Origin of the sequence: Anabaena sp. 54 (assembly GCF_017355725.1) — a bacterium.
GTDB classification, from domain to species: domain Bacteria; phylum Cyanobacteriota; class Cyanobacteriia; order Cyanobacteriales; family Nostocaceae; genus Dolichospermum; species Dolichospermum heterosporum.
Genome location: NZ_JAAVWA010000014.1, coordinates 108,954 through 118,460 on the forward strand (window position 1 = coordinate 108,954; position 9,507 = coordinate 118,460).

Sequence of the window (9,507 nt, forward strand, 5' to 3'; positions counted from 1 at the left end):
TATTATACTGTTTAAGGGATGTCTTAAATTTTAAAAATGCGATCGCTCTTTTCTTCTCTTCTTCCTTCGCGCTCTTCGTGTCTTCGTGGTTCGTTAAAAAAGGATGTTGGGATGTTGAGGGATGCGATCCTTTGCGTCTTTGCTCCTTTGCGACTTTGCGCGAAACTCTCTGCGTTCTCTGCGTGAGATAAAAAAGATGTTGGGGAGTTGAGGGGATGCGATCGCTGTTTGGGAAGTTTGAGGGGATGCGATAGCGAAGCGCTGCTGCAAGCAGTTCGCTGTTTGGGGAGTTGAGGGGGTGCGATAGCGAAGCGCTGCTGCAAGCAGTTCGCTGTTTGGGAAGTTGGAGGGGTGCGATCGCTGTTTGGGGAGTTGAGGGAGTGCGATCGCTCTTTCTCTGTGTCCTCTGCGTCTCTGCGGTTCGTTAAAAAAGGATGTTGGGGAGTTGAAGGGATGCGATAGCGAAGCGCTGCTGCAAGCAGTTCGCTGTTTGGGGAGTTGAGGGGTGCGATAGCGAAGCGCTGCTGCAAGCAGTTCGCTGTTTGGGGAGTTGAGGGGTGCGATCGCTGTTTCTCTGTTCTCTGTGTCTCTGTGGTTCGTTAAAAAAAGGTGTTTGGGAAGTTGAGGGGATGCGATCGCTGTTTGGAAGTTGAGGGAGTGCGATAGCGTAAGCGCTGACTTGTCAGTTCGCTGTTTGGGGGGTTGAAGGGGTGCGATCGCTATTTGGGGGGTTGAAGGGGTGCGATCGCTGTTTGGGAGGGTGAGAGAGTGCGATCGCTTTTGGGAAGTTTGAGGGGTGCGATCGCTGTTTGGGAGGTTGAGGGGTGCGATCGCTGTTTTGGAAGTTGAGGGGGTGCGATCGCTCTTACTCTGTGTTCTCTGTGTCTCTGTGGTTCGTTAAAAAAGGGTATTGGGAGGTTGAAGGGGTGCGATAGCGTAAGCGCTGACTTGTCAGTTCGCTGTTTGGGAAGTTGGGGGGATGCGATCGCTGTTTGGAGTTGAGGGGGTGCGATAGCGAAGCGCTGCTGCAAGCAGTTCGCTGTTTGGGAGGTTAAAGGGAGTGCGATCTCTCTTTCTCTGTGTCCTCTGTGTCTCTGTGGTTCGTTAAAAAAAGAATGTTTGGGAAGTTGGAGGAAGTGCGATAGCGAAGCGCTGCTGCAAGCAGTTCGCTTTTGGGGAGTTGAAGGGATGCGATAGCGAAGCGCTGCTGCAAGCAGTTCGCTGTTTGGGGAGTTGGAAGGATGCGATAGCGAAGCGCTGCTGCAAGCAGTTCGCTGTTTGGGGAGGTTGAGGGAGTGCGATCGCTATATAGCGATAAACTATGATAATTGATCTATACTTGAAGTATGCCCAAACTAGACATTATTCATAACGTTGTTAAAAATGCACTAATCAAAGATGGTTGGATAATTACAGATGATCCTTACTTGATTCAATATAGAAGAACAACACTATATGCTGATCTTGGTGCTGAACGTCCGATAGCAATTGAAAAATCAGGACAAAAACTGGTAGTTGAAGTCAAAAGTTTTATCGGTACATCAAAGATACAAGATTTAAAAGAAGCTCTCGGCCAATATGATATCTATCTTTACCTATTAGAAGAAACTGCACCAGACCGTAAACTCTATATTGCCATTAGTGAAATCGCATATAAAAGTTTCTTCACACAGGATGTTATTCAACTGATTCTTAACCGACATCAACTTCCGCTAATTGTTGTAGATATAGAAACAGAGGAAATTAAACAATGGATAAATTAACAGATTACCCCAAAATCATCAAACAAATTTTAAGGGAATATGTAGAATTATCTCAGAATCATCCACAAAAAGATATAGAAACATTCTTAATTAGCGATGACGAAAAAGGTCATTATATTTGGATGAATCTTGGTTGGCAAAATGGTGAAAGAATTACAGGAATGACTGTTTATGTTCGCTTACATAATTGTAAGTTTTGGATAGAAGAAGATTGGACAGAAGAAGGTATTGCTACTGATTTAATTCGCGTTGGTGTTCCTAAAGAAGATATTGTTTTAGCTTTTCATGAACCGAAAATGCGGGAATATACAAATTTTGCAGTTGCTTAGTTTAGTTATTTCTTGCTTTGCTTGAAACAAAAACAAAACAGCGATATTTGGAATCGCTGTTTAGGGGGTTGAAGGGGTGCGATAGCGAAGCGCTCCGTAGGAATCGCTGTTTGGGAGTTGAGGGTGCGATAGCGAAGCGCTCCGTAGGAATCGCTGTTTGGGAGTTGAAGAGGTGCGATAGCGAAGCGCTCCGTAGGAATCGCTGTTTGGGGATTTGAAGGGGTGCGATATTAGTATTTTACTAATTGCTTTTATCCTCAGTCATTACAACACTTTTAATCTTGCTGAGGATAGGGAATTATCACAGATAATATACTAATGACTTCAGTAACAAATTCAACTGAAACTTTTTCAATAAATTCAGCTTTTCTTGCTTTCCAATCAATGCTTTTAAGATGATCTGCTAAAACAACACCTGTAGTATTTATACCGCTAGGTATAGGAACTTCAAAAGGATAACCTTTTGTACTGTTAGTTATTGGGCAGACTAGAGCAAGACCTAAGTCATTATATATCATAGGAGAAATAATTAAAGCGGGGCGATGACCAGCTTGTTCACGCCCCTCTTGAGGGCTGAAATTTAGCCATACAATGTCGCCGCGCTCCGGCACATATACCTTACTACCAAACTTCGTTACCAATTGCTTCACCCCAGTCACTTTCACCATGAGAATTTAGAGGAGTTATTTTTACTAAGAACTCTTCCAAATTATACCTCTTACATGGTGTTTTTTTCTGCTGGCTAGGATTATTTTCAGAGGTATTAGAAACTATTTGCTCATATTTATCTATTAACTGAGGTAACCGTACACCAACATCAGAATCACTCAATACATTAAGAAGATAACTCTTGAATTGCAAAAACGAATCTTCGTGTTTTTTGCAAACAGCTTGAGAAATGCCAAGTTCAGATAAAGAATATTTTCCTTGAGCCAATAATTCTTGGATATAACCAAACAAAATCAAATCCTGAAGCTTCTCAGGAAGATAGTTCCAGTAATTCTCTACGATTCTGGAGTGAACATAATTAATTTCAGAAACTCTTTCGACAAACTTCTGAAAAGCCATGTCCAAGAATTTTTCTTCAAGCGCGTAACTACGCTTTAATTTATTTTCAGAATCAGGAGCAGGAATACGTTTAGTAAGCTCCTTGATTTGTGAACCTGTAATAACAAGCTGTTCTTGAAGCTCAAACAAAATTATAAATTCTTGAAGAGCCTCAGAGAGCTTATATTTTACCTGATCTATGTTTATGCCTTGACGTTGTGCAATATTTCCAAGAAATTCATAAAATTCAGCATTGGAAGAATCACAGGCTAAACACTGCTCTAAGAATAATTGAGCTTCTTCAAGCCGAAATTCTTCAAAATAACCAGGTTTGATAGCCTCTAGGATACCCATTTGCAACACCTAAGCTTATAAAGCGCATTATATTTTAACTCTACCTTAGCTTCTCTGACGAAAAATAACAAGACCTTTGACTATCAAGATTACTGAATTAACCAGTGCAATTAATAACACTAATTTTGTGAATTAATTTGGCTTTATAGCTAAGAAACTTCACAGATAGCATATTACTCTGTGAAGGAGTAGCGTAAAAACGTAATTAGATGCGATAGTGAAGCACTCCGTAGGAATCGCTGTTGGGGGAGTTGAGGGGTGCGATAGCGAAGCGCTGCTGCAAGCAGTTCGCTGTTTGGGGAGTTGAGAGGGTGCGATAGCGAAGCGCTGCTGCAAGCAGTTCGCTGTTTGGGGAGTGAGGGGGTGCGATAGCGAAGCGCTGCTGCAAGCAGTTCGCTGTTTGGGGATTTGAGGGGGTGCGATCTCTCTTTCTCTGTGTCCTCTGTGTCTCTGTGGTTCGTTAAAAAAGGATGTTGGGAGGTTGAGGGGATGCGATAGCGAAGCGCTGCTGCAAGCAGTTCGCTGTTTGGGAAGTTGGGGGATGCGATAGCGAAGCGCTGCTGCAAGCAGTTCGCTGTTTGGGGATTTGAGGGGGTGCGATAGCGAAGCGCTGCTGCAAGCAGTTCGCTTTTGGGAGGTTGAGGGAGTGCGATAGCGAAGCGCTCCGCAGGAATCGCTCTTCTAATATGATTAAACAATACTACGTGGATCAACAACTACAATATCCGAAAACCGTTTAAAATCTTCAACATTAAATGTCAATAAATGTGTAATATTATGAGCTACCATAGCCGCAGCTAAACGAGCATCATGTACCTGTTTTCCCATCACTTGATATTTAATAACAAGTGATTCCCACTCAGTAAAAATTTGTGGTGTATCCAATTCCAATATAAATATCTTTTTAAGTTTTTCGCTTTCTTCTTCCGCTTGAGTGATAGATAAACCTAACCCATTTTTATCAAGAGGTCTTGTAGCAACAGCCCAAAATTCAATTATATTTTGTGGAATAATACATAAAAAATTACCTTGCTTTTTGAGTGTTAAAATTGCCCTTTGAGTATCAAGGTGCATGGGACTATTTTTTTGTACCAAACGCAGTAAAATATTAGTATCCACCAAATATTTCATAACATTTCATCTTCTCTGGTATAAATACTATCTCGACTAATAGCTGCATCTGAAAGTGGTGGTGCTAGAGTAAAAGCAGGACTATTGATTAAATTCATTAGTGCTGTTTCCCAATCTTCCTCAGTTGTTACTTGAGAAAAAGATTTTTCATCTTGATTTTTCAAACTATCTTCAATCAAAGATTCAAGATAAGATTCAATTGATAAACCTTGTTTAGTAGCTTGGGTAATCAGACGAGCTTCTATTTCTGGTTTCAATTGTAGCTGTATAGTTTTACATTGTTTCATATTCTTCGATGCTAGTTAATTAATATCAAGTAAAACTTATGATTAACTTGATATATTAAGTATATCAGATTTAAGCAGATGTTAATTACACTGTTTTCTTCTTTCTTCCCTTCGCGCTCTTCGTGTCTTCGTGGTTCGTTAAAAAAGGATGTTGGGAAGTTGAGGGAATGCGTAAGCGTTGCGCTGCTGCAAGCAGTTCGCTGTTTGGGAAGTTGGAGGGGTGCGATCGCTATCACAGTTTAAATTTCTCCCCATTCTCTAGCATCAATAAAAAGAGAAAGATGCTTTTTATTACTCGTGGAAATAATTACCTCATTTCCATAATTAGCAACTAAAATAGATTGAGCAGCTAAAATAACATCACCATCTAAAGCTTTATTATCTGCTGTAGATTTACCTTGATTTCTCACTTCAGCCCATAATTCTGCTGCTTTTAACATTACTTCTGTGGTAATAGGAAGATAAATAATTTCTGATTTAAGTTGATGCAGTTTTCTAATTCCTGATAACTTATTTGCTCTTAATAATTCTCGTCTAATTTCATAATCTATAATTTCTGGTAAAATTACCTCATAACCTCTTTCAAAAAGACTATAAAACCATTCTTGACATTGCACAGCTAGAGGATTCGCTTTAGGATTAGTAATTAATCCCACAGGTGCAGAATCTAAAACAATAACCTTACTCATTTTATTTTAAATTAAAATACCATTCATGGATTCAATAATTTCCAAAGTTTCTTGTTGTTCTTGTTGTTCATCTGATTCATTCCATGACTCGAACAATCTTTTAATATTAGTTTTTCTGTGTTCTTTTTTAATTGCGTCACTTTCATTAATTTCATTAATGGCATTTTCCCAGTTTTTCAAAGATGTCTGTTTCATCGTCACACTTTGACGAAATAACCGGACAATTTGTAGTAATTCGGGTATATATTCTTCTGGAGTATGTTCAATTTCTAGTAATAAATCATTGCGGGGTTTTGCTGATGATTTAGCTGTAATGGATTGGTGAATGTTAATCATAAAATACCAGATTTGATTATTTTTACATATTACCAGTATATCGGATCAGAATAAGCAATGTCTGAAATTTATAAAATGTGATAACTACGGTGATCTAAGTGCTTCGCTATCGCTGTTTGGGGAGTTGAAGGGGTGCGATAGCGTAAGCGCGACCTAGGAATCTCTGTTTGGGTAGTTGAGGGAGTGCGATAGCGTAAGCGCGACCTAGGAATCTCTGTTTGGGTAGTTGAGGGAGTGCGATAGCAAAGCGCGACCTAGGAATCGCTATTTGGGAAGTTGAGGGAGTGCGATAGCGTAAGCGCTGACTTGTCAGTTCGCTGTTTGGGAGTTGAGGGGGTGCGATCGCTCCACTATTGCTCAAAAACTTAAATTTTGTACAATTTGCAAAAAACAGACAAATAATCTATAATGTTATGTAATCCTATAAATTTTGTGAGGCGCTATGTCTGTCATCAGTGCAAGTGAAGCGCGTGCTAATTTTCCCGATATTATGAACCGTGCAGAATATCGTGGAGAAAGAATTTTAATTCAGCGTCATGGTAAAGCTGCGGTAGCGATAATTAGCATTGAAGATTTAAAACTATTAGAAGCAATAGAAGATGCAATAGATTCGGCTAAATTGCGACGTGCAGTAGAAGAAAACGAAGGATTTACCACCATAGAAGAAATAATAGCTAAATATCCCAATGAGTGAACGTTATACATTGAGGATTGCGAAAACTGCGGAAAAAGATTTATTAGACTTACAACCAAAACAATATAAACAAGTTGTATCAAAAATTCTCTCCCTTCAAGGTAATCCTCGTCCTCAAGACTATGCAGCTTTAAAAGGTTATCAAGGTGGTTATCGTATTGATCAGGGTGAATACAGCATTTTGTACACCATTGATGATGATAATAAATTAGTTGATGTTTTTCGGGTTGGTAAACGTAATGATGATGAAGTTTATAAAAACTTGTAACTTTGTCAAGCGATTCCTAGGTCGCGCTTCGCTATCGCTGTTTGGGGAGTTGAGGGAGTGCGATCGCTAGGTAGCGCTGTTTACTAAATCTCCCAATCTTCTAATTTTAAATTGTCAATTCTACTAAATTCTCTAGTATTGTGAGTAATTAAAGTTAAATTATTAGCGATCGCAATAGCAGCAATATGTAAATCATTATTTCCTATAGGAGTACCTTTAGCAGCCAATTTACTACGAATTTCACCATAAATTACAGCGCATTCATCATCAAACTTCAAAGAAACAAAACTATCTAAAAATTCCCGCTGCTTTTGCAGAGTTTTCGCAGGATTATGAGTTCTCATTGCACCATAAAATAATTCGGCTTTGACAATAGAACAAACTACTATATCTATATCGGATAAATATTGAAGATGCTGAATAATCTTTTCTGATCTTTGATTAAGATATTGAATACAAACATTACTATCTAATAAATATTTCATCAGTTTGTATTCCTAACAATTAATCATTTCTTCTAAGCTATGCATCTAAAGTATCATCAATACCTAAATTATCCAGAATAATTGGATCATCAGCACAACTTCCTGCTGTTTGATTAATAAATTCTTGCCAGTCTAATTTATGTTTTTCTGTAGTTATCAAAGTTGTTGGTTTATTGATCAAATTTTGACGAAATAAACGGACAATTTCCAATATTTCTGGTATATATTCTTCTGGAGTTTGGGCAATTTCTAATAATAAATCATTCCAGGGTGTAGTTGAGGATGTTTCTGTGATGAGTTGGTGATTATTAATCATAAAATACTAGATTTGATTATTTTTACACATTATCAGTATATCAGATCAGAATCAGCAAGTGTAACTTACCCAAAGTATAGCTGTTTGGGAAGTTGAGAGAGTGCGATAGCGTAAGCGCTGACTTGTCAGTTCGCTGTTTGGGAGTTGAAGGGAGTGCGATAGCGAAGCGCGACCTAGGAATCGCTTTTGGGGAGGTTGAGGGGGTGCGATAGCGAAGCGCGACCTAGGAATCTCTGTTTGGGGAGTGGAGGGAATGCGATAGCGAAGCGCGACCTAGGAATCGCTGTTTGGGAAGTTGAGGGGATGCGATAGCGAAATTAATCTAAATCTTCCTCAGTCAAACTAGCATCTTTCAAAATACTTCTGAGTGTACCAGTAGGTAAATCACGATTACCATGAACAGGTATAGAAAGAATCACACTCATACCTTCCTTAACATAGATATGATGACTACCTGTAATCCTTTTTAGATTCCATTCATAGCGTTCAACAATCTTACACAGAGATTTACCAGAAACGGATTTCATAAAGATAACTCAATCAACTGTTTTTGTGGTTCAACTTCTTCTTGCTGACTAGCAACTTCTAACCAACCTTGAACAGCATCTTTCAACATTTCTAATAAATGTTCGTAACTTTCACCCCAGGTATGACATCCTGGTAAAGCTGGTACAGAACCACACCATACACCGTCTTCTTCCCAAATAATTGCTTTTATTTTCATAGCCAATTCCTTGAACTAAGGATATTTTACCGCAGGGTGAGTCAGACGTACCAGTTTAATGAAGATGAATAATCGCTTTTGGGGAGTTGAGAGAGTGCGATAGCGAAGCGCTGACTTGTCAGTTCGCTCAACTTAAACCCCAAACCCTAACACCACATCCAAAGCAGTACGAATTTCTTCCCAATATTCAGCTTCTAAAATTCCCACCAAACCTAAAACCCGACGATAATCTACAGAACGAATCTGAGCAACATCAATAAAACGATCTTTATCTAATCCATTAGTTACTGTTGCTTTGATATTGACAATATAGGGAGCTTGCTTACTTCCTGGTCGGAATGGCATCACAATAGTTAATAATCCATATTGATTCATAATATCACTTTGAACTATTAAACAAGCACGGATTTTTTGTGCTTCTGCTCCCACAGTTGGATCAAGATTTACCCAGCGAATTTCACCCCGTTTATAAGTTAAATTACCCTCTGGCATTAATACCATCTCCAGCTACATTATCCCAAGCAGAAATCTCATTTTGATATTCTAAATCTTTCGCATCTTCTTGGAGTGCTGCAATTATTTCTGCTTCCAAAATTTTGCGTCTTTGTTCTGCTAATAGTGCGTTAATATAGGCACTACGATTACCTTTTGCTTGTTGATCAATAAATCTGAGAATGTCTTCTTCCAAAGTAATTGTGACTTTCATCATTATGTATGACTTATTAATCTTACCAATCAATCATACCACTTTTTTAACAATTTGCAAATACTCTGTGTCTGGAGTGGTTCGTAAAAAAAAAGGATTCTGGTAAGTTGAAGGGATGCGATAGCGAAGCGCTGCTGCAAGCAGTTCGCTGTTTGGCGAGTTGGAAAGAGTGCGATACCATTATTAATAGCTGCATATTTAGCACTACATTCTATTAAAATAGAAAAGGCACTTTTCATCATTTCCCAAGTATTTTTACCATACTTTTCTAAGTAACGATTGAGATATCCTTGACGAGAGATAAGTAGGTAAACAAAATAAAAATGAGGGGTATTGCGTTTTGTAAAATGGCTGAAACCCAATCAGAATCTCGCATTG

Annotated in this window: 18 protein-coding genes; 4 read left to right on the forward strand and 14 right to left on the reverse strand. The window is 38.9% G+C overall.

Annotation, left to right across the window (positions count from 1 at the left end; translation table 11 throughout):
* Positions 1–23 precede the first annotated feature (23 nt).
* Entirely contained in the window at positions 24–530 is a 507-nt protein-coding gene (locus HEQ36_RS14625) for a hypothetical protein (RefSeq protein WP_168636348.1), read from the reverse strand.
* A gap of 189 nt (positions 531–719) precedes the next feature.
* Complete coding sequence (locus HEQ36_RS14630; protein WP_168636349.1) at positions 720–1,031, reverse strand: hypothetical protein; 312 nt, start codon at positions 1,029–1,031, stop codon at positions 720–722.
* Between the two features lie 315 nt (positions 1,032–1,346).
* Here HEQ36_RS14630 and HEQ36_RS14635 point away from each other — a divergent pair, with 315 nt between their 5' ends.
* The gene (locus HEQ36_RS14635; protein WP_053538756.1) at positions 1,347–1,763 is read left to right on the forward strand and encodes a XisH family protein; all 417 of its coding nucleotides are present in this window, start codon (positions 1,347–1,349) and stop codon (positions 1,761–1,763) included.
* Positions 1,751–2,092 carry a XisI protein gene (locus tag HEQ36_RS14640; protein WP_053538755.1) on the forward strand — a complete coding sequence of 114 codons (342 nt, stop codon included), beginning with the start codon at positions 1,751–1,753 and terminating at the stop codon, positions 2,090–2,092. Before HEQ36_RS14635 ends, HEQ36_RS14640 begins: the two co-directional genes overlap by 13 nt.
* A gap of 275 nt (positions 2,093–2,367) precedes the next feature.
* Here the strand turns inward: HEQ36_RS14640 and mazF are convergent, their stop codons facing one another.
* The 6 genes from mazF to HEQ36_RS14670 form a co-directional block, all read right to left on the reverse strand.
* Positions 2,368–2,760 carry an endoribonuclease MazF gene (mazF, locus tag HEQ36_RS14645; protein WP_051155201.1) on the reverse strand — a complete coding sequence of 131 codons (393 nt, stop codon included), beginning with the start codon at positions 2,758–2,760 and terminating at the stop codon, positions 2,368–2,370.
* Positions 2,714–3,493, reverse strand: a complete 780-nt coding sequence (locus HEQ36_RS14650) for a hypothetical protein (protein ID WP_015081076.1) — start codon at positions 3,491–3,493, stop codon at positions 2,714–2,716. Before HEQ36_RS14650 ends, mazF begins: the two co-directional genes overlap by 47 nt.
* Positions 3,494–4,183: 690 nt before the next feature.
* Complete coding sequence (locus HEQ36_RS14655; RefSeq protein WP_168636350.1) at positions 4,184–4,624, reverse strand: PIN domain-containing protein; 441 nt, start codon at positions 4,622–4,624, stop codon at positions 4,184–4,186.
* Positions 4,621–4,911, reverse strand: coding sequence for a hypothetical protein (locus tag HEQ36_RS14660; protein ID WP_053538752.1), 291 nt, complete (start codon positions 4,909–4,911; stop codon positions 4,621–4,623). Before HEQ36_RS14660 ends, HEQ36_RS14655 begins: the two co-directional genes overlap by 4 nt.
* Before the next feature lie 239 nt (positions 4,912–5,150).
* Positions 5,151–5,600: a hypothetical protein gene (locus HEQ36_RS14665; protein ID WP_053538751.1), complete on the reverse strand. Its 450-nt coding sequence runs from the start codon at positions 5,598–5,600 to the stop codon at positions 5,151–5,153.
* Positions 5,601–5,606: 6 nt separating this feature from the next.
* Entirely contained in the window at positions 5,607–5,936 is a 330-nt protein-coding gene (locus HEQ36_RS14670; protein WP_053538750.1) for a hypothetical protein, read from the reverse strand.
* Positions 5,937–6,378: 442 nt separating this feature from the next.
* Here HEQ36_RS14670 and HEQ36_RS14675 point away from each other — a divergent pair, with 442 nt between their 5' ends.
* Both HEQ36_RS14675 and HEQ36_RS14680 read left to right on the forward strand, forming a co-directional pair.
* Entirely contained in the window at positions 6,379–6,630 is a 252-nt protein-coding gene (locus HEQ36_RS14675) for a type II toxin-antitoxin system Phd/YefM family antitoxin (protein WP_053538749.1), read from the forward strand.
* A complete protein-coding gene (locus tag HEQ36_RS14680) occupies positions 6,623–6,898 on the forward strand; it encodes a type II toxin-antitoxin system RelE/ParE family toxin (RefSeq protein WP_168636351.1) in 276 nt (91 codons plus the stop codon). Before HEQ36_RS14675 ends, HEQ36_RS14680 begins: the two co-directional genes overlap by 8 nt.
* 83 nt (positions 6,899–6,981) lie before the next feature.
* Here HEQ36_RS14680 and HEQ36_RS14685 read toward each other — a convergent pair whose 3' ends face one another.
* The 6 genes from HEQ36_RS14685 to HEQ36_RS14710 form a co-directional block, all read right to left on the reverse strand.
* Positions 6,982–7,383, reverse strand: a complete 402-nt coding sequence (locus HEQ36_RS14685) for a type II toxin-antitoxin system VapC family toxin (protein WP_168636352.1) — start codon at positions 7,381–7,383, stop codon at positions 6,982–6,984.
* 37 nt (positions 7,384–7,420) lie between these two features.
* Positions 7,421–7,699: a hypothetical protein gene (locus HEQ36_RS14690; protein WP_168636353.1), complete on the reverse strand. Its 279-nt coding sequence runs from the start codon at positions 7,697–7,699 to the stop codon at positions 7,421–7,423.
* A gap of 317 nt (positions 7,700–8,016) precedes the next feature.
* Positions 8,017–8,226 (reverse strand): type II toxin-antitoxin system HicA family toxin, encoded by a 210-nt coding sequence (locus tag HEQ36_RS14695; protein ID WP_053538746.1) that lies wholly within the window; start codon positions 8,224–8,226, stop codon positions 8,017–8,019.
* Positions 8,223–8,423, reverse strand: a complete 201-nt coding sequence (locus tag HEQ36_RS14700) for a type II toxin-antitoxin system HicB family antitoxin (protein ID WP_006278807.1) — start codon at positions 8,421–8,423, stop codon at positions 8,223–8,225. The genes HEQ36_RS14695 and HEQ36_RS14700 overlap by 4 nt, the downstream gene beginning before the upstream one ends.
* Before the next feature lie 132 nt (positions 8,424–8,555).
* Entirely contained in the window at positions 8,556–8,915 is a 360-nt protein-coding gene (locus tag HEQ36_RS14705) for a type II toxin-antitoxin system PemK/MazF family toxin (protein WP_028082683.1), read from the reverse strand.
* Entirely contained in the window at positions 8,902–9,132 is a 231-nt protein-coding gene (locus HEQ36_RS14710; protein WP_015083417.1) for a hypothetical protein, read from the reverse strand. Before HEQ36_RS14710 ends, HEQ36_RS14705 begins: the two co-directional genes overlap by 14 nt.
* Positions 9,133–9,507 lie beyond the last annotated feature (375 nt).

Excerpts from the sequence above, each read along its gene's own strand:
- HEQ36_RS14635 (WP_053538756.1), top strand. The coding sequence starts at position 1,347 with ATGCCCAAACTAGACATTATTCATAACGTTGTTAAAAATGCACTAATC.
- HEQ36_RS14640 (WP_053538755.1), top strand. The coding sequence starts at position 1,751 with ATGGATAAATTAACAGATTACCCCAAAATCATCAAACAAATTTTAAGG.
- mazF (WP_051155201.1), bottom strand. The coding sequence starts at position 2,760 with ATGGTGAAAGTGACTGGGGTGAAGCAATTGGTAACGAAGTTTGGTAGT.
- HEQ36_RS14650 (WP_015081076.1), bottom strand. The coding sequence starts at position 3,493 with ATGGGTATCCTAGAGGCTATCAAACCTGGTTATTTTGAAGAATTTCGG.
- HEQ36_RS14655 (WP_168636350.1), bottom strand. The coding sequence starts at position 4,624 with ATGAAATATTTGGTGGATACTAATATTTTACTGCGTTTGGTACAAAAA.
- HEQ36_RS14660 (WP_053538752.1), bottom strand. The coding sequence starts at position 4,911 with ATGAAACAATGTAAAACTATACAGCTACAATTGAAACCAGAAATAGAA.
- HEQ36_RS14665 (WP_053538751.1), bottom strand. The coding sequence starts at position 5,600 with ATGAGTAAGGTTATTGTTTTAGATTCTGCACCTGTGGGATTAATTACT.
- HEQ36_RS14670 (WP_053538750.1), bottom strand. The coding sequence starts at position 5,936 with ATGATTAACATTCACCAATCCATTACAGCTAAATCATCAGCAAAACCC.
- HEQ36_RS14675 (WP_053538749.1), top strand. The coding sequence starts at position 6,379 with ATGTCTGTCATCAGTGCAAGTGAAGCGCGTGCTAATTTTCCCGATATT.
- HEQ36_RS14680 (WP_168636351.1), top strand. The coding sequence starts at position 6,623 with ATGAGTGAACGTTATACATTGAGGATTGCGAAAACTGCGGAAAAAGAT.
- HEQ36_RS14685 (WP_168636352.1), bottom strand. The coding sequence starts at position 7,383 with ATGAAATATTTATTAGATAGTAATGTTTGTATTCAATATCTTAATCAA.
- HEQ36_RS14690 (WP_168636353.1), bottom strand. The coding sequence starts at position 7,699 with ATGATTAATAATCACCAACTCATCACAGAAACATCCTCAACTACACCC.
- HEQ36_RS14695 (WP_053538746.1), bottom strand. The coding sequence starts at position 8,226 with ATGAAATCCGTTTCTGGTAAATCTCTGTGTAAGATTGTTGAACGCTAT.
- HEQ36_RS14700 (WP_006278807.1), bottom strand. The coding sequence starts at position 8,423 with ATGAAAATAAAAGCAATTATTTGGGAAGAAGACGGTGTATGGTGTGGT.
- HEQ36_RS14705 (WP_028082683.1), bottom strand. The coding sequence starts at position 8,915 with ATGCCAGAGGGTAATTTAACTTATAAACGGGGTGAAATTCGCTGGGTA.
- HEQ36_RS14710 (WP_015083417.1), bottom strand. The coding sequence starts at position 9,132 with ATGATGAAAGTCACAATTACTTTGGAAGAAGACATTCTCAGATTTATT.